General features: G+C 46.7%; 15 protein-coding genes. 4 read left to right on the forward strand and 11 right to left on the reverse strand.

Annotated elements, in window-relative coordinates; translation table 11 throughout:
- Nucleotides 1–109 precede the first annotated feature (109 nt).
- Together B0680_RS04150 and B0680_RS04155 are read right to left on the reverse strand one after the other, a co-directional pair.
- A complete protein-coding gene (locus B0680_RS04150; RefSeq protein ID WP_078253794.1) occupies nucleotides 110–772 on the reverse strand; it encodes a thiamine phosphate synthase in 663 nt (220 codons plus the stop codon).
- Nucleotides 773–880: 108 nt separating this feature from the next.
- The gene (locus B0680_RS04155; RefSeq protein ID WP_078253795.1) at nucleotides 881–2,050 is read right to left on the reverse strand and encodes a D-alanyl-D-alanine carboxypeptidase family protein; all 1,170 of its coding nucleotides are present in this window, start codon (nucleotides 2,048–2,050) and stop codon (nucleotides 881–883) included.
- A 460-nt stretch (nucleotides 2,051–2,510) separates the two neighbouring features.
- Between B0680_RS04155 and B0680_RS04160 the strand changes: the two genes are divergently transcribed.
- Nucleotides 2,511–3,149, forward strand: a complete 639-nt coding sequence (locus tag B0680_RS04160; protein WP_078253796.1) for a response regulator — start codon at nucleotides 2,511–2,513, stop codon at nucleotides 3,147–3,149.
- Nucleotides 3,150–3,289: 140 nt separating this feature from the next.
- Here B0680_RS04160 and B0680_RS04165 read toward each other — a convergent pair whose 3' ends face one another.
- The 9 genes from B0680_RS04165 to B0680_RS04205 all read right to left on the reverse strand — a co-directional run bounded on the left by B0680_RS04165 (nucleotide 3,290) and on the right by B0680_RS04205 (nucleotide 14,096).
- Nucleotides 3,290–4,693 (reverse strand): S41 family peptidase, encoded by a 1,404-nt coding sequence (locus B0680_RS04165; RefSeq protein ID WP_228143746.1) that lies wholly within the window; start codon nucleotides 4,691–4,693, stop codon nucleotides 3,290–3,292.
- 30 nt (nucleotides 4,694–4,723) lie between these two features.
- Nucleotides 4,724–6,295, reverse strand: coding sequence for a 2,3-bisphosphoglycerate-independent phosphoglycerate mutase (gene gpmI, locus B0680_RS04170; protein ID WP_078253797.1), 1,572 nt, complete (start codon nucleotides 6,293–6,295; stop codon nucleotides 4,724–4,726).
- A 132-nt stretch (nucleotides 6,296–6,427) separates the two neighbouring features.
- A complete protein-coding gene (purF, locus tag B0680_RS04175) occupies nucleotides 6,428–7,957 on the reverse strand; it encodes an amidophosphoribosyltransferase (protein ID WP_078253798.1) in 1,530 nt (509 codons plus the stop codon).
- 114 nt (nucleotides 7,958–8,071) lie between these two features.
- A complete protein-coding gene (locus B0680_RS04180; RefSeq protein WP_078253799.1) occupies nucleotides 8,072–8,587 on the reverse strand; it encodes a CvpA family protein in 516 nt (171 codons plus the stop codon).
- Between the two features lie 13 nt (nucleotides 8,588–8,600).
- Nucleotides 8,601–9,623, reverse strand: a complete 1,023-nt coding sequence (locus B0680_RS04185; RefSeq protein ID WP_078253800.1) for a quinone-dependent dihydroorotate dehydrogenase — start codon at nucleotides 9,621–9,623, stop codon at nucleotides 8,601–8,603.
- Nucleotides 9,624–9,710: 87 nt separating this feature from the next.
- A complete protein-coding gene (locus B0680_RS04190; protein ID WP_228143747.1) occupies nucleotides 9,711–10,241 on the reverse strand; it encodes a methylated-DNA--[protein]-cysteine S-methyltransferase in 531 nt (176 codons plus the stop codon).
- Between the two features lie 16 nt (nucleotides 10,242–10,257).
- A complete protein-coding gene (locus B0680_RS04195) occupies nucleotides 10,258–10,857 on the reverse strand; it encodes a GNAT family N-acetyltransferase (RefSeq protein WP_078253802.1) in 600 nt (199 codons plus the stop codon).
- Nucleotides 10,857–11,798: a signal recognition particle-docking protein FtsY gene (ftsY, locus tag B0680_RS04200; protein ID WP_211271255.1), complete on the reverse strand. Its 942-nt coding sequence runs from the start codon at nucleotides 11,796–11,798 to the stop codon at nucleotides 10,857–10,859. The genes B0680_RS04195 and ftsY overlap by 1 nt, the downstream gene beginning before the upstream one ends.
- Before the next feature lie 186 nt (nucleotides 11,799–11,984).
- Nucleotides 11,985–14,096, reverse strand: coding sequence for a PhoX family protein (locus B0680_RS04205; protein WP_078253804.1), 2,112 nt, complete (start codon nucleotides 14,094–14,096; stop codon nucleotides 11,985–11,987).
- Between the two features lie 543 nt (nucleotides 14,097–14,639).
- On the opposite strand from B0680_RS04205, the gene B0680_RS04210 reads away from it, so the two are divergent.
- The 3 genes from B0680_RS04210 (at nucleotide 14,640) to B0680_RS04220 (ending at nucleotide 18,223) form a co-directional block, all read left to right on the forward strand.
- Nucleotides 14,640–16,037 carry a M16 family metallopeptidase gene (locus B0680_RS04210; protein WP_078253805.1) on the forward strand — a complete coding sequence of 466 codons (1,398 nt, stop codon included), beginning with the start codon at nucleotides 14,640–14,642 and terminating at the stop codon, nucleotides 16,035–16,037.
- Nucleotides 16,038–16,098: 61 nt separating this feature from the next.
- Entirely contained in the window at nucleotides 16,099–17,583 is a 1,485-nt protein-coding gene (locus B0680_RS04215; protein WP_078253806.1) for a M16 family metallopeptidase, read from the forward strand.
- Between the two features lie 157 nt (nucleotides 17,584–17,740).
- Entirely contained in the window at nucleotides 17,741–18,223 is a 483-nt protein-coding gene (locus tag B0680_RS04220) for an acyl-CoA thioesterase (RefSeq protein ID WP_078253807.1), read from the forward strand.
- Nucleotides 18,224–18,313: the final 90 nt, after the last annotated feature.

The raw sequence follows: 18,313 nt of genomic DNA on the forward strand, positions 1-18,313 counted from the left end.
TAAGCTAATGATATTTTGATGTCGCCATGACCTTGACATCATTCATTGATACATCTATAGCATCAGCTGACCTAAGTTGGCAATCATAATCACACCGATAAGAATACACTTACCAATGTTTCAATTTCTCCGCCCAAGCAAGGCATTTTGCGCCAATGCTATCAGCAGAATGACCCATAATATCCGCCGTGACAGCGATATATTCGATTGGATGACCTTGTAAGTCATCACGTAACTGATAAATATTATCCAAAGCAATACCGCCAATCACACATAGCGGAAAATCAAATTCGCAAGCTTTGGTCAAAATTTGCCTAGGCACAATATTGGCACGGGGTTTGGTGATGGATGCAAAAGCCGTACCCATTGCGCCATAACTTGCGCCTTCTCGCTTGGCTTCTTTAAACAGGGCAATATCAGCATGACAAGTACGCCCAATCACCACATCTTCGCCCAAAATTTCACGAGCCACACGCACGCTGCCATCACGCTGACCCAAGTGCAAGCCTGTACCAAAATGCGATGCCAATTCCAAATCGTCATTCATCACCACATCAATATCATAATCATTGGCAAGGCTGACGAGCAGTTCCGCTTCTTTATACACAGTTGCCAAATCAAACTGCTTGAGCGTCACCTTGCGACGTATCTGTAGTAGTGATACCGCACCTGTATCAAAGGCTCTTTCTAGTTTATCAAGCAAGGTGCTGATTTCATCATCATTGGTAAGCAGGTACAGTTTCGGTGCTTTGTCTTTACTTTGTATATCCATATCATTCCTTAGCATGGCAAACGGCATCAGGATGAATTATAGCGAAATTTGCAAGTAAATAAAACAAAAGCTTGAGCAGATGCCCAAGCTTAAGATTTTATCACGCTATTAGCGACGATATGCCAATTCGGTCAAGATACTCTCGGCATCAGACCAGCGGTTCTCGCTGTTGCTTGCACCTAGCTGAACAATGATTGCGGGACGGTTATTGACATTGGTCTCCATGACGACGCTGTAGCCTGCTTCACGGATAAAGCCAGTTTTTTGGACGCCGATTGGATAAGTACCTTCACGCACCAGACGGTTGGTGTTGTTGCCCTTGTAGGTGCGGTTGCCTGAGTTGTAGTTGGCGATATAAAAATCGTATTGTGGCGCAGTTGAGAAATTGCGGATGCTATGATAGCGCGGATCTGTATTGACCGCTTTCATCATCTTGACCAAATCCGTCGCTGATGAGCGGTTACGTGGGTCTAGACCTGATGTATCGCTAAATGCCGTTTGGTACATACCCAGCTCTTGTGCCTTGCGGTTCATGGCATCGATAAACGCATCATAACCACCCGGATAAGTACGTCCAAGCGCTTTGGCAGCAGGGTTCTCTGAACGCATCAACATCATCAAGGTAAACTCTGAGCGTGTCATGCGATCACCCGCTTTGAGGCGTGTGCTAGCTTGCTTAGCACCCACCAAATCCGATGCAATCAAGGTAATTTCTTCACGCATATCAAGCTGTGCATCTAGAATAACCATCGCTGTCATCACTTTACTGATCGATGCGATAGAACGCTGTACATCGGCATTTTTTGCAAATAGCACTTGATCTGATTGGATATCATAAACCAATACCGCCGCTGAGCGTGGTGAAATCGCTAGCTGATCACCAGCAAAGCTTGAACCTGAGCTAAAATTGTAGTTATTATACTGCTGAGTGCTGTAGTTGGTTGATGCTTGGGCTTGTACAGGCTGACTACCCGCAGGTGCGACCGATACCGTTTGGCTTTGGCTTAGCTGTGGTGCTGGCGCAGGTGTTGATGTATAAGTGGGTGCTGGCTCGTAGTATTCGCTTTGGCTGATGGTATAAGTCGGCGTGCTTTGTACAGTGACACTCTCACCGACTGCATAGGCACGCTGATTGCTGGTTGTGACGCCATTTGTACTACTAACAGTTTTGGATTGACTGTTATCGACCACAAATGCTGATGCACTTGAACTTGCCACGACCGCCAGCATCAACGCTAGGTGTTTGCTCGTTCGTTTTGTAAATTGGGTTGGTTTCATGCTTAATCCTCATTTGTTGGGCAATACTACCCACGCAGACACTGTGTCCACTTTAATCAACCGCCCCATCACTCATCTCATGAATGATAAGACAACTGTCACCATGCGTCTCAAGTCCTGCAAATTGATTTATTATTCATCATATCTATCATGATTTGACAGGATTTGGACACACTTTTCTTAATTTAATTGTAGCACATTTTGGCTGTAATGGTTGTGCAAGATGGCTGATTTTTGAGCAAATCTCACAAAAACACTGAACAATATCCCAAATTTTATAGAATTACACCAATTCATAAAAGATTGGAAATAATGGCGTAACGCTTGAGCAAGACTTTTTATCAATTTTTCTAACACAGGGCAGGCTTGATTGAGCAAATTGAAAATTTCCCAAGCAATTCAATGACAAGATATCGCCATTTTGGTACAATGTCCACAAATACTATGCAAAGGCAAAATAATGATTAAAGTATTGGTCGTTGATGACCATGATTTGGTGCGAATGGGCATCACTCGTATGCTCGATGACTCACCCGAAATTGAAGTCGTCGGCGAAGCGGATAATGGTGATAGTGCCGTGCTACAGGCGAGAGCCCTCTGCCCTGATGTGATTTTGCTGGATGTCAATATGCCAAATATTGACGGTGTCGAAGCCACTCGCCGTATCAAACAGCATAATGCCGATATCAAGATTTTGGCGGTGTCCAGCCTATCGGCACAGCCATATCCGTCTATGCTACTCAAAGCGGGCGTCAATGGCTATATCACCAAAGGCACACCGCTTGATGAGATGATACGTGCAATCAAAAAAGTACATACAGGCTCACGCTATTTTAGCCATGATGTCGCCGAACAGCTTGCCGAGACCGTGCTAGGTGAGCAAGCCGAATCGCCTTTTGATGCACTGTCCGAACGTGAAAAACAAGTGGCGATGATGGTGGTCAATTGCCAAAGCACACAACAAATCGCTGACCAGCTGTTTGTCAGTGCCAAGACGGTCAATACTTACCGCTATCGCATTTTTGAAAAATTAGGCATTGATAGCGATGTCAAGCTAACACACCTAGCCATCAGACATGGGCTTGTACAAGCAAACTAGCATCGCAATCATCAGCTTTATTAGCTTTGATAGACTGCTTAACTTTGATATACACTTAAAAAGCAAAAGCATGGTACGATCACCATGCTTTTTTTAATTTGACCAATGATACCAACCGGATACTATCTCAACTCCAGCTGTCAAAATCCACCCACAGGGCTAAACTCAATCCCTTCACCATCAGGTAGCTTGCCTTTATCCATCAAATCAAGCGTCAACGTCAGCCAATCAGTCTCATCACCTGCGGATACTTCAAAATTCACATCAGGCACGACGCCAATTTTGTCAATTTTTTCGCCTTTTGGGGTAAGATAATGCGCTGTGGTCAGCTTGATACCTTGATTATTGCCAATCGGGATGACAGACTGCACCGAGCCTTTGCCATAACTGGTCTCACCCACCACTAGGGCACGCTGATGTGTCTGCAATGCCGAAGCCAAGACTTCAGACGCAGATGCCGAATAGCGATTTTGTAGGATAATCACAGGCACAGCTTCAAGCAAAGGTGAGCCTTGTGTCTCTAGCACTCGCTCGATGCCGTTGCGGTTTTGTACTTGTGTCACCACCTGCTTACGCATGAATAGCGATGCCACATCCACCGCTGCATCTAGCACTCCGCCCGGGTTGTTGCGCACATCAATCACAATGCCCTGCACTGGCTGATTGATACGTGCGATATACTCAAGAATATCTTGGCGAGTGTTATTTTGGAACACGGGCAGCTTGATGATGGCGATACCGTTTCGAGTTAGCACTTCGATGCTGGTTTTTTGGATTTGGTCACGCAACAAATTGGTGGTCTGCTTTGAGCGACCAGCACGAGAAAAAGTCACATCAACACTCGTACCCGCAATACCACTCAACAGCTGCACCACATCATTTTCGCTTTGGTTTTGGTTCAATTTCACATCGCCAATTTGATGTAAATAATCTCCTACAGCAATCCCTGCAAGCTTGGCAGGTGAGTCAGGACTGACTTCTGTAACCACCCAATGCGCATCTTTGTTTTGCCAAAGCGCCTTTAGTCCGACACTTGCCACATTGCCCGATGTGAATGACTGCAAATTAGCAAATGCTTGGGCATCCAAAAATTCCGCATTGCGGTCCACACGGTTGAGCATCCCATTAATCGCATGATAAAACAGCACTTCATCATTCACAGGCTCGACATACTCACGGCGCATCAAATCCACCGCCTGCACAAAGGTCTTGAGCGTCGTTGGGCTAATCGCATCAAGTGGTACGCGTCCAGAATGCAATCCTTCGATGTTATGCAGTTGATTTGGCTGAGTATCAAGCACTTCCAGATTGGTCGCAGTGCCGTTATCAGTCGCAAGCTCATCCAAAGGTGCGATATCATCAGTCGCCGCCGATTCGGTCGTTGCCACCTGTATGGGCACAGGCAAGGCAGGATTTGGCTTGGACAAGCCCAATAACTGCCCAACCTTAACCAAAGAATCAGGCATCTGCGCTGATGATGACATCGGTACTGCCAATGCCATCATCATAGCCACACCAAGCGCTGTCAGTGAAGACGGTTTCATAATCAATGCCCTATAAAGGTCAAAGCCAATTTATGCAGTTTCGACAAGCAAGCTTGAGCCTGTCATTTCGCTTGGCTTATCAATACCCATCAAATGCAAAATGGTTGGCGATACATCGCACAGCTTACCGCCATCACGCACGCTCACTGCTTTGTCGCCCACATAGATGAATGGCACAAGCTCGGTCGTATGCTGTGTATGCACCTGTCCGCTGTCATAGTCTTGCATTTGCTCGCAGTTGCCATGATCGGCAGTAATGAGCAGATGACCACCCATCGCACGCACATGCTTGACGACTTCGCCAATGCAAGTATCCACCGCTTCAACCGCTTTGACCGCCGCATCAAATACACCTGAATGCCCCACCATATCGCCATTGGCATAGTTGATAATCAGCACATCATATTTGCCCGAATCGATGGCGGCGTTGAGTTTCTCGGTGACCTCAAAGGCGCTCATTTCAGGCTTAAGATCATAAGTCTTGACATCAGGGCTATTGACCAAGATGCGATCTTCGCCAGCAAATAGCTCTTCACGACCACCACTAAAGAAGAAAGTCACATGGGCGTATTTCTCAGTCTCTGCGATGCGCAGCTGAGTTTTGCCAAGTTTTTCTAAATACTCACCTAAAGTATTAGCAAGGCTTGTTGGCTCATAAGCAATGCTTGTCTTGGCATTATTTTCAAGTTCATCTGAATACTTGGTCAGCATTACAAATGCCGATAGCTCAGGCACGATATGACGCTCAAAACCGCTAAATTCAGGATCAACGAAAGCCAGGCTAATTTCACGAGCACGGTCGGCACGGAAATTCATAAAAATCACGCCATCATTATCACAGACCACGCCATCTTCTTCGATAAAGGTCGCTTGGACAAACTCATCGGTTTCGCCTGCTGCGTACGCCATTTCGATCGCTTGCAAGGCAGACTGTGCTGTGCGCTCCGATTTACCTTCGGTCAATAGCTCAAAGCAGGCTTCGACACGATCCCAGCGCTTGTCACGATCCATCGCATAAAAACGACCGATGACGCTGGCGATTTTGGCTTCACCATCATACTCTTGATTAAGAGTAGTTAAATAATTCTCAAGGTCAGTGACATAGCCTTCGGCGGATTTTGGTGGGGTATCACGACCATCCAAGAACGCATGGATAAACACCTGCATCGCACCTTCGGCCAAGGCAAGCTTTGCCATCGCCTTGATATGATCGATGTGTGCATGGACACCGCCATCAGACAATAGCCCCAAGATATGCACCGCACCTTCATTATCAATCGTCGCTTTGACTGCATTCACCAGCGCAGGATTCTTGAAAAACTCGCCCGTATCAATCTCATTCATAATGCGAGTAGAATCTTGGAACAAGATACGGCCTGCACCCAAATTCATATGCCCCACTTCTGAGTTGCCAAATTGACCATCAGGCAAACCCACATCCAAACCAGAGCCTGAAATCAGTCCATTTGGGCAAGTGGCAGTCAGCGCGTCAAGATTTGGTGTATTGGCGGCAAGCACCGCATTATCTCGTGGGTCTTCACGGTGTCCAACACCATCCAAGATCATCAGCACATGGGGGATTTTTTTGCTTTGAGTGGTCATGTATTGCTCCAGATTGTATTTTCCATCTTATCATGATGGCTAAAATTGATTGCATTAGTATAGCACAAAAAGCCATTTGACAAAAATTTCATCATAAAAAAAGCACTTGATGAACAAGTGCTTTTAGAAAAATTATACCGCTGACACACCTGTCATATCCACTGGGGTGTCAACTAGGCTGATGCCTTTGTCTTTGGCGGCATCATTGCGGCGGTTTTGTAGCTCGGTCAAATACGCTTCGTCAATATTACCAGCGATATATTTACCGTCAAATACCGAGCAATCAAAGCCATGTACACGACTGTGCTTGGTATCGTTGACCGCTTCAATCAAGTCATCCAAATCTTGGAAAATCAAGCGATCAGCACCGATAATCTCACGCACCTCTTCAACACTACGGCCCGCTGAAATCAGCTCGCTACGCACAGGCATATCGATGCCATAGACATTTGGGTACATCACAGGTGGCGCAGCAGAGGCAAAAAAGACATTCTTAGCGCCCGCATCACGAGCCATTTGGATGATTTCATGGCAAGTTGTACCACGCACGATGGAGTCATCGACCAATAAGACGTTCTTGTTCTTAAACTCTAGAGAAACAGCGTTTAGCTTTTGGCGAACGCTCTTTTTGCGCTGCTGCTGACCTGGCATAATAAAGGTACGGCCAATGTAGCGGTTCTTATTAAAGCCTTCACGGTATTTGACATTCAAATGGTGTGCAAGCTCAAGTGCAGAGTTACGAGAAGTATCAGGAATTGGAATCACAACATCGATACCATGATCCTCACCCCACTCACGCAGGATTTGCTCAGCAAGCTTTTCGCCCATACGCATACGAGCCTTATGCACTGAGATATTATCGATGATCGAATCAGGACGGGCAAAATACACATATTCAAAAATACATGGCGTGTATTGACCTTCTGCCACTTCGACACACTGATGTGTGTGTAGATTGTGATTAAGATCAATATACAACGCTTCGCCCGGTGCGATGTCACGAATCACTTCAAAGCCAAGCGCCTGTAGTGCCACTGACTCTGATGCCACCATATACTCGACGCCTTTTTCGGTCAGGCGACGACCATAAATCAATGGGCGGATGCCGTTTGGATCACGAAACGCCACCAAGCCATGACCGGTGATAATCGCCACCACACCATAAGCACCATCACAGCGTTTATAGACTTTTTTGAGCGCATCAAAGATGTCTTGTGGCTCTAGCGCAGTTTTGGTGAATTTTTGTAGTTCATGCGCAAAGATATTTAGCAATACTTCAGAATCTGACTGCGTATTTAGATGGCGGCGGTCTTCTTCGTACAGTTCGCGCGCCAATTTATCGGCATTAGTCAAATTGCCATTATGCGCTAGTGCAATACCGTATGGCGAGTTGACATACAAAGGCTGTGCTTCAGCGGTGCTAGATGTACCTGCCGTTGGGTAGCGGACATGACCAATACCGCAATTGCCCACCAGTCGTACCATATGCTTATTCATAAACACATCACGCACCATGCCGTTGTCTTTACGCAGATATAAGCGATTGTCCTTTAGGGTGACAATCCCTGCTGCATCCTGACCACGATGTTGTAGCATGGTTAGACCATCATATAACATTTGGTTGACTGGTTCATGCGCCATGATACCGATTACGCCACACATAAGAGCTCCAATTTTAGTCAATGCAATGAATTGCAAATTATTTAATAAAAATAATCAATTTATCGTCAAAACAGGCAGTTAAATCATACTAACGGTAATGCCGATTTTGATGAACTATTTATAGGGATTTTCTAGCTGATTCCAAGTCTGACCCAAAGTTTCTTGCAATAAAGTCTTGGCAACCGGTGCATACGGCAACAGCGCAGGCACAAGTACCGAATTTTGGACGCTGTTTTGGACGCTTGGGACTTTTAGCAATAACGGTGCAATGATACTCAGCACAATCAGCACCTTGAGCACGCCCACGCCTGCACCAAGCACACCGCCTGCCAAGCGGTCAAGAAAACCAAGCTTGAGCGCTGATACTGTCTTGGTCAAGGTGCTAGCAATCAATTGTACACCGACCACCACCGCAAGCATCACCGCCAAGAACGCCATAGCAATCTGCAATACCTGACTGTCTGTGATACCAACAAACCAGTAAGCAAAATCATCCGCCATCTTGGATGCGATAATCAGTGCAAGTAGCCACGATACCAATGCTGCTAAGGTCTTAATCACGCCTGCACGAAAGCCACGCCACAAACCCATAAACACCACAAAAGTGATGATAATATCAAGCCATGCCATCAATCAAATCCACTTATGCATATTGGCTAGCAATGGACTGTACACAGTCGCCAATGAGCGCAGGTCCTTTATAAATCAGACCTGAATACAGCTGAATGGCAACTGCACCTGCTTGTAGTTTTTTGACCGCTAATTCGCCATCATCAATACCGCCCACGCCAATCAAATCTACCTTACCTGCCAAGCGATTGGCAAATTCGGACAAAATCAGCGTACTTTGATGATTCACAGGGCGACCTGACAATCCACCCGCTTCATTGACATGGCGATGACCTTCGACACCTGTGCGTGACAACGTGGTATTGGTCGCAATCAAGCCATCAATCTCAAAATCAATCACTGTATTGGCAATGACATCTACCTGCTCAAGGTCCAAATCTGGGGCGATTTTTAGGGCGATCGGCACATAAAAACCATAGCTATTGGCAAGCTGCATTTGGCAGTTTTTGATACCATCTAATAGATGTGCCAACGCATCGGCACTTTGTAGGTCACGCAGATTTTTGGTGTTTGGACTTGAGATATTGACCGTGATATAGCTAGCATAAGGATAAACACGCTCAAGACAGTAGATATAGTCATCCAGCGCATTTTCGACAGGGGTAATGGCATTTTTGCCGATATTAATACCAAGCACGCCATTATATTTGGCACGCTCAATATTGGCAATCATCTGATCAACGCCATCATTATTAAAGCCCATGCGGTTGATGATAGCGCCGTGTTCTTTTAGGCGAAATAAGCGTGGCTTATCATTGCCCGCTTGCGGCATCGGTGTAACTGTGCCAACTTCCAAAAAGCCAAAGCCAAGCTCAGACAGTGCGTCGATATAAGCGCCATTTTTGTCCAAACCTGCTGCCAAGCCAACAGGATTGAGCAGCTGAACACCCATGCAGGTGGTTGGTAAGGCTTGTTTGCCGTAAGCAAAGCCTAGTAATTTTGCTCGATGCGCCTTTTCCAATAATTCCAACGTGGTTTCGTGAGCTTGCTCAGGATCCATGGTGAATAAAATCGGACGCAATAAAGCATAGGGCATAGGCACACCTGTCTAAATTGGATAAAATATTAACAATTATAACACAAATTCATATCAAGCATAACAAAAATCATGAAAATTCGGCACTTATTGACCCTGCCGAGTTTCGTGTGCCAACAACGCTTTTTTGATGTCAATACCGCCCGTATAGCCACCAAGCCCACCATCTGACGCAATCACACGATGACACGGGATAATCAGGCTAATCGGATTTTTGCCATTGGCATTGGCGCAGGCGCGAAAGGCGGTCGGCTTACCTATCCGCTCGGCAAGCTTAGCATAACTGATGGTCTGTCCATAAGGAATGCTTAACAGCGCTTGCCATACCTGTTGCTGGAACGCTGTGCCACTGCTCAAATCCAATGCCACATCAAAGCGTGTACGCTTGCCATCAAAATACTCATCAAGCTCTTGGATGGTTTGACTTAGCACCTGCCCATTGGTGCTCTGCCTATCAAGCTCATCCATCTTTTGATACTCAAAGTCATCAGCACTCATGCCAAGCAGTCTTTCGCTTTTTTGGGTAAACCAATCAAGCGCAATCAGCTTGCCATCTTTGGCAATCAGCGTGATGATGGGCAGCTCAAATGGCGGTTGGTAGTGGGTGATGGTAGGCATAATCATCCTTTTTCACTTATTGAGTGGGTATGGCAAGCACCGCATCATTCGTCAATGCCGTCAGTACATGGTCCTGCCATCGCCCTGCGATTTGTAGATAGGCTTTGGCGTAGCCTTCTTTGACAAAGCCAAGCCGCGCTAATACTTTGGCGCTTTTGTGATTATCAGGCAAATAATTTGCCATAATGCGATGCAGTCCTACTTTTGTAAACATTTCATCAATCGCCAAATTTAGCGCCGCATTCATCACGCCACGCCCTTGATACGCACCATCAAGGCTATAGCCCAAATAGCAAGCATTAAACGGTATCGGAATGATGTTCGAAAAATTAATCACCCCAATTACTTGATGACAATCCTTATCCCAAATCAGCCAATTGACCGAACGACTCTCTGCCATCATCTGCGTTTGCTGTGCCAAGTGGCGAGTGACACCATCTAGCGTATAATAGCCATCATCCCGCAGCGGCTCAAACGGCGCCAAAAACTGCCGATTACGAAGACGAAAGGCAAGCACGGCATCATCATCTGCCATACTTGCCAGTGCTAATACAAAGCCCGTACCATCAAAGCTTGTGCCTATGATACGGGGTGTAACTTTGTCCTTAGGGGTCATTATTCGTCTTTTTCGAGCAAGGCATCCACGAATTCTTTGGGCTCAAATGGCTGTAAGTCATCGATACCCTCGCCCACACCAATAAAGCGAATCGGGATATCGGTATTTTGGGCGATATTAAACACCACACCGCCTTTGGCTGTGCCATCAAGCTTGGTGATGCTAATACCGGTCAAATTCACCGCTTCAGAGAATACCTGCACTTGATTGATGGCGTTTTGACCGGTGCCGGCATCAAGCACAATCATCGTCTCATGCGGGGCGGTTTCGTCGGCTTTTTTCATCACACGCACGACTTTTTCGAGCTCTGCCATCAGATGCGTCTTATTTTGCAGACGACCTGCGGTATCAGCAATCAGCACATCAATGCCCTTAGCACGAGCCGACTGCATTGCATCAAAAATCACCGACGCACTGTCCGAGCCATGACCTTGCGCCACCACAGGGATATTGTTACGCTCACCCCAAATCTGTAGCTGTTCGGTCGCCGCTGCTCGGAATGTATCGCCAGCAGCGAGCATCACCGATTTACCTTCTTTTTGTAGGCGTTTGGCAAGCTTGCCGATGGTTGTGGTCTTGCCCACGCCATTGACACCAACCATCAAAATCACATACGGTTTTTTGGTGGTGTCAATCTCAAGTGGCTTGACCTTTGGCGCAAGAATGTCGTGCAATTCGGACTTGAGTGCCTTATACAAAGAATGCGAATAAATCAAATCGCCACGAGCGGTCTGCTCAGTGAGATTCTTAATAATGCGATTGGTGGCATTGACGCCGATATCAGCGACCAGTAGCTGATCTTCGACTTCTTCGAGTAGCTCATCGTCAATCTCTTTACCACCGACCAAGACATTCACCAAGCCTTCGGACAAATTTTTGCTAGACTTGGCAAGTCCTGCTTTCATACGGGCAAACCAGCCGCCTTGTTCGTTTTCGCTCATAAGTCGCCTTTTTTTGATAAATTTTAAAAATATTGCCATGATTGTAGCACAGTTTGCCAAAGATTTCACCCAACAAAAAAGCCCTGAAATTTTCAGAGCTCTGGTTTGGCTGGTTTGGCTGATTTTAAGACAGCTTAAAAGATGACTTAAAATGACAACTTAACATGATAACTTTTAAAATATCACTTAAAAAGACTCGCCCAAAATCACACCGCCGTCATTTTTGGCAATCATCACCGTCGCTGAGCGTGGGACTTTGCCACCTGCGACCGCACCCCATGCCACATCGGGATGATCTTCACCCGGATGCTGGATATTGATAAACATCGTCTTTAGATCTGCCGTCATGGTGATGCCAGTCACTTCACAGCCCTTTGGCCCGACAAAGAATCGCTTAAGCGTATCTTCACTTGCCATCATGCCTACAGGGGTATTTTTGCCGGTGGTTGTGGTGACGATTTTGCCATCGCCGACACGGTTTGGCAAGGCAGCGAGCAACATACAGTTGGTGGTCTTGGTATAAGCACCATCATCAGTCTGAATCCATAGTACGCCACGCGGGTCAAAGTACAGACCATCCGGTGATGATAGATCGTTATCAGCGGTCAGATTGGATAAGTTTTGGGCGGTCAAGTCATTTGGCGCGGCGAACAAATACACATCCCAATTAAATCGGGTGGCGGTATGATCGCCGTTTTGTTCGTGCCAGCGGATGATATGCCCATGCTGATTGCCCTTGTCATTATAGCTTCGTGGGTTGACGGTATCGGTGGCATCGACGCTGCGTTTTGAGTTGTTGGTCAAGGTGACATACACTTCGCCCGTGATTGGACTGACCGACACCCATTCAGGGCGGTCCATCTTGGTTGCACCCAGTGCATCAGCGGCTAGACGGGCATGGATGACGATGTCGGCTTGGTCTTTGAAATTATAGTCCTTATGCTTGACCGTATCCATCGCCAAGCGTCGCCACTCGCCTGTGCCATCAGCGTTGAACACTGCCACATACAGCGTGCCTTCGTTCATGTATTTATCGCCTGCTTTTAGACCTTTGCCGATGTCTTTTGGCGACCACAGCGCCTTTGAGACGAATTTATAAATATACTCACCACGGGCATCGTCACCCATATAAAATACCACAGGCTTGCCTGCCACAGGTGGCGCAAAGGCGCAGTTTTCGTGAGCAAAACGCCCTAGGCTTGTGCGTTTGACTGCTTTGGCTTGTGGGTTAAATGGGTCAATCTCAACAATATAACCAAAGGCATTAAACGCATTGCGATAGTCATCGTGTGCCGATTTGCCACGAGCACTGATGTCCCAGCGGCTAAATTCATCTGCCACCACGCCGTCTTTGTCATCGGCGGTATGCCACAGATAGCCACCGCCTGTGCTGTTTTCTTTTAGGCCATAGCGAGCCAGTGCGATATCAGCTTGACTGCCGATGATGGCTTTGTCTTCACCACGAGCAAAGACATTCAAAAAGTTCTCTTCGGTGGTCAGATAAGCGCCCCAAGGCGACATCCCTGCACCACATTGATTGTTAATCCCCCAAATGGTTTTGCCCTTTTTGTCGTATTTGGTTTGTAGCTGTTCATTACCACTTGCCACGCCCGCAATATTAACCATTGTGCTACTGGTGTAGCGTTTATTAAAGCGAGAATTTTTGACCAATTCAAATTGACCATTATCCTTGCGGACTAGCTCCACCACAGAAACGCCGTGAGCGTTAGCATCGCGACGCACATCCATAGCAAGGCGTTTTTTGCGATAAATTGGTGCGGCATTGGCATCCTCCTGCGTGTACATCCCCATTGGATGTAGATTGTCATTGGTGTATTCGTGGTTCATGGCAAGTAGTCCACGATTGGACTGATTGGCGTCGTATTTGCCACCTGTCATGCCAAAAAAGTGCATCCCGTCGTGGTTATCACCCATGCGGTACATAAACGACTCGCCCGAATGCTGACGGTCATCACGAAAGGCATCAATACCATCAACCAGCGGTTCACCCAAGTGCAAAAACGCTTTGGCAGTATAGCCTTCAGCGACCATCATCTCATTGCCGGTATAATGCGGTACGGCTTTGAATTTTAGGCTGGTTGGGCGGGCAAGATTGGTGGCAGATTTGGCAAAGGCAGTATTGCCAAGCAGTGGCAATGAGCCGAACATCGCCGCCGCCGTCAAGCCTGCGCCGCCTTTAAGCACGGTGCGACGAGAGACCGCCTTGTCCAGAATATCGCTAAACGCTGGGTTGTCGCTTGGGTTAGAATCTTCAATATAATCATGCGGATGCATCATGGCTGTTATCCTTTTGTGTGATAATGGCTGTTTTGGATGGCAAAAATTGTAGCAAGCCATCATGACAATTTTGCGATGATTTGATGACAGTTTGATGAAATTTTTGGCGGATAAAACAGCAGATACATCAGCGGTGAATGAATTGCCATCGCTTAGCCAGTGAGTCTTTTGCGTGCGCCATCTTACCCAACTGCAACATTTTGTAGAAAAATCTTAAAACCACTACCCATGCCATCGATTTGCATTATAATAAGCACGGTCAATTCGACTGTATTAGGATTTTATGATGAAATTAATGAAATTATTAATCGCCACCGCCATCATCAGCACACTGACCGCTTGTTCTGTCGGTGCAGGATTTGGCATCAGCCCAACAGGCACTGTGATGGTCGGTGTCGGCGGCTGATATCACCGCCCCAAATCGCCAGTTGTATGATTGGCGATTTTTTGTTGCTGATCAAGCCATTCTGATTGTGTGCATTGCGTGCTACTCGTTTTTATTTTATACTTACTTTTTTTAAGAATAAATTATAAGGAAATCCCATGAAATTTGCCAAATTATCACTCATCATTGCAAGTATGCTAAGTATCAGTGCTTGCCAAAGTATCAAGGCAACGCCCAATTTGCCAAGCCAAGCCACCGCCAAAGCACCCACAAGCACCGCCCATGAAGCAGGTGATGTCTTTAGCACGACTTTGGATAATGGCTTAAGAGTGATTATCAAAAAAGACACCAGAGCGCCGATTGTCATGACGCAGATTTGGTATGATGTTGGCAGTAGCGATGAGCCCGTGGGCAAAGGGGGGATTTCGCACTTTTTGGAACATATGATGTTCAAGGACGCCAAAGGCATCAGCCATGATGATTATCAACGGCTCATCAGCCATTTTGGGGGTACGACCAACGCCTTTACTAGCAATGATTACACCGCTTATTATGAAAGCCTGCCTGCCAATCAGTTTCCGCTTGCGCTACAAATCGAAGCCAACCGTATGGCAAATCTTATCCTAAAAGATAGCGAAGTCGCCACCGAAAAAGAAGTCATCAAAGAAGAGCGTCGTCTTCGTACCGATGACAACCCTTTGGCAAAGGCTTATGAAGAATTTCTAAAAACTTCCATGCCAGATGCGCCGCAAGGCCGCCCGATTATCGGTAGTATGGCGGACATTGACGGCATCACGACAAGCGATTTGCAGGCGTGGTATCACCAGTGGTATGCGCCAAATAATGCCGTGCTTGTGCTGGTCGGTGATATCGAGCCTGCCACTGCCATGCCGTGGGTGCATAAATATTTTGATAAGCTCACCCCATCTGCCCTGCCGCAGCGTGTCAGTCTCACACAGCCAAGCCATCGTGGTTATACCCAGACCACGAGCCATCAATCCGTGCAAGTGCCGAGCTTGATTATGGGCTTTAATGTGCCAACGCTCGGTAGCGATAAATCAGCACAGGATGCGTATGCGCTGTCGCTGTTTTCAGATGTGGCAGACGGCGGGCTGTCGGCACGCTTTGAAAGCAATCTCATTCGTAAGAAAAACTTATTAAATAGCGTCGGTATCAGCTATAGCATGATTGGCAAAGGCGATAAGCTATTTGTCATCACCGCCACGCCAAAAGACGGGGTCAGCCTACAAGATGCCGAACAAGCCATCCTAGATGAAATCACAGCCATCTATCAAGAGCAAATCAGCGACAGCGAGCTGGCTCGTGGGCAAGCCAATCTGCTATCAGGGCTGATTTTTGGTAATGATAGCGTCGCCAATCAAGCCATCACGCTCGGCTCACTCGCTAGCCAAAATCTGCCGATTGATACGCTAGACACCCTACCTGCCAAGCTTGCCACCATCAGTAAAGATGACATCAAACGAGTCGGCAAGCATTATCTGACTAAGGATAATCTGACCACCATGTATGTCCTGCCACAGACCAAGTCTGACTAAGATGATAAGTTGTTGTTTAACAAAGTTTTAGAATTATGCTAAGTATTTTTTGGGATGAATTATGAAATTATTGAATAAATACAATAAATTAGCACAAGCCATCGGTGCGACACTTGCCATCAGCATCATTAGTGCCACGCCTGCCATCGCCAACCAAAACCACAGTACAGCAATGGGCAGCGCCACACTACAGCTATCTGATGATAGCATCATTGATAGCATTGACCAGCTTGGCAAGCTTGATTTTCGTGTACCGACGACGCACAGATTTAGCACGGATAATGGCGTTGCCGTCGTGTTTACCGAATTGCATCAGCTACCCATTGTCGATGTCAGCGTGGATTTTTATGCAGGGTCAGCATTTGATAGCCAAGTCCGCGCCGATGGTGATGGTATCGCCAATATGACCGCCACCATGCTTACTCAAGGCACAAGCACACTCGATGAAGATGCTTTTATCGCCAAAAAAGAACAGCTCGGCATTGAGCTTGGTGGTGGCGTCTCAAAAGATGGCTTATCACTGTCTGTACGCAGTCTATCCAAAGCACAGACACTACAAGATGCCACAGACCTATTCATCGATGCGCTCACAAAGCCTGTATTCGATGATAAAATCCTTGAGCGTAACAAAAGTCGATTGATTAGCAGTGTTAAACAACAAAAACAAAATCCTGCGTATGTCGCATCGCTTGCCTACACCCAAGCCCTATACGGTGGACATCCTTATGGACATCCTGCCACAGGCGATGAAGCAAGCATCAAGGCGCTGCGTCGTGATGATTTAATGGCGTTTAAAAATCAATTTCTCACCAAAGACAACGCCAAAATCACCATCACAGGCGACCTAAGCCTAGATGATGCCAAAGCACTTGCCAATCGTATCAGTGCCGAGCTACCATCGGGCAAATCCTATCAAGGCAGTATCAGCACACCTGCCAAGCCTGCACCACGACATATCCACATCGAGCATGACAGCAGCCAAACCCAAATCATCATCGGACATCTGATCGATGCCGAGCGTACCGACACGGCGAGCCGTCAGCGATTTAGCGATTTGTCATTGGGTAATGAAATCTTGGCAGGGTCAGATTTTACAGCACGCCTGATGAAAACCATCCGTGAACAAAAAGGCTACACCTACGGCATCTATGGAGGTATTGAGCGAATGCAAGCAGCAGGCAGCTATGCCGTCCGCTTCTCCACCAATGGCGAGCAGGTGCGTGATGCCATCTTTGATACCGTTGCTATTATTCAAGATACACTAAACAATGGCGTCACCCATGATGAGCTTGAGCTTGTCCGTTTGGGCAACAAAAATAGCTTTCCTGAAATTTTTGCAAGCAATGCCTCTACCCACAAGATGACAGGCAGTTTGGCATTTGGCAATTATCCTGCTGATCATCTTGCCACACGCCTAGATCGGCTAGATCGTGCGACCATCGCATCGGTCAATCAAGCGCTTAAAAATACCATCCACCCCGATGACTTTATCATCATCACCGTGGGCAAATCCAAGCCTGATTTGAGTGGATTATTTGAGAAATAACCACGATACTGACAAATTCAACCACGGCTTGACATGATGCGCATTGTCAAGCCGTATTTATTTAACTGATGAGTCAATATTTTGATAATAATGCTGTGTTATACTAAGCTTTTCATAAACACCGCACAAAATATCATTAAAGATTAGGGATGATCGCATGAACGACTTTTGTACTGTCAATATTGCACCGACTGACTTGACCATGACCGTACTGATGACGCCTGATATGGCGAATTTTTCGGGCAATGTGCATGGTGGTGCTATCCTAAAACTCCTTGACCAAGTGGCGTATGCGTGTGCCAGTCGATACTCGGCAAGCTATGTGGTGACTTTGTCAGTGGATCAAGTGATTTTTAAAGAGCCGATTTATGTCGGTGAGCTTGTCACCTTTTTGGCGCGTGTCAATTATGTTGGGACAACATCGATGGAAGTCGGCATCCGTGTCGAAGCTGAGAATATCCAAACTCGCACCGTGCGCCATACCAACAGTTGCTATTTTAGCATGGTTGCCGTCGATGAACAGCGTAATCCAAAAGCCGTGCCACCGCTTGAACTGCTAGATAACACCGCAAAACAGCGCTTTGAGATGGCGAAAAAGCGCAAGCAGTTACGACTAGAACTCCAAGAGCATGATTGGTAAGGCAAGTTTTACCAAAATTACAAACCATCAGCGACCATACAGCTGTCAGGTGTTGCCATAATTCATCCACTATAATCTCCTTTGGGTTAA

Origin of the sequence: Moraxella pluranimalium (genome assembly GCF_002014825.1) — a bacterium.
GTDB classification, from domain to species: domain Bacteria; phylum Pseudomonadota; class Gammaproteobacteria; order Pseudomonadales; family Moraxellaceae; genus Moraxella; species Moraxella pluranimalium.

Bases quoted from the DNA above. Each gene is read 5' to 3' on its own strand.
- B0680_RS04150 (WP_078253794.1), bottom strand. From the start codon at position 772: ATGGATATACAAAGTAAAGACAAAGCACCGAAACTGTACCTGCTTACC.
- B0680_RS04155 (WP_078253795.1), bottom strand. From the start codon at position 2,050: ATGAAACCAACCCAATTTACAAAACGAACGAGCAAACACCTAGCGTTG.
- B0680_RS04160 (WP_078253796.1), top strand. From the start codon at position 2,511: ATGATTAAAGTATTGGTCGTTGATGACCATGATTTGGTGCGAATGGGC.
- B0680_RS04165 (WP_228143746.1), bottom strand. From the start codon at position 4,693: ATGAAACCGTCTTCACTGACAGCGCTTGGTGTGGCTATGATGATGGCA.
- gpmI (WP_078253797.1), bottom strand. From the start codon at position 6,295: ATGACCACTCAAAGCAAAAAAATCCCCCATGTGCTGATGATCTTGGAT.
- purF (WP_078253798.1), bottom strand. From the start codon at position 7,957: ATGTGTGGCGTAATCGGTATCATGGCGCATGAACCAGTCAACCAAATG.
- B0680_RS04180 (WP_078253799.1), bottom strand. From the start codon at position 8,587: ATGGCATGGCTTGATATTATCATCACTTTTGTGGTGTTTATGGGTTTG.
- B0680_RS04185 (WP_078253800.1), bottom strand. From the start codon at position 9,623: ATGCCCTATGCTTTATTGCGTCCGATTTTATTCACCATGGATCCTGAG.
- B0680_RS04190 (WP_228143747.1), bottom strand. From the start codon at position 10,241: ATGCCTACCATCACCCACTACCAACCGCCATTTGAGCTGCCCATCATC.
- B0680_RS04195 (WP_078253802.1), bottom strand. From the start codon at position 10,857: ATGACCCCTAAGGACAAAGTTACACCCCGTATCATAGGCACAAGCTTT.
- ftsY (WP_211271255.1), bottom strand. From the start codon at position 11,798: ATGAGCGAAAACGAACAAGGCGGCTGGTTTGCCCGTATGAAAGCAGGA.
- B0680_RS04205 (WP_078253804.1), bottom strand. From the start codon at position 14,096: ATGATGCATCCGCATGATTATATTGAAGATTCTAACCCAAGCGACAAC.
- B0680_RS04210 (WP_078253805.1), top strand. From the start codon at position 14,640: ATGAAATTTGCCAAATTATCACTCATCATTGCAAGTATGCTAAGTATC.
- B0680_RS04215 (WP_078253806.1), top strand. From the start codon at position 16,099: ATGAAATTATTGAATAAATACAATAAATTAGCACAAGCCATCGGTGCG.
- B0680_RS04220 (WP_078253807.1), top strand. From the start codon at position 17,741: ATGAACGACTTTTGTACTGTCAATATTGCACCGACTGACTTGACCATG.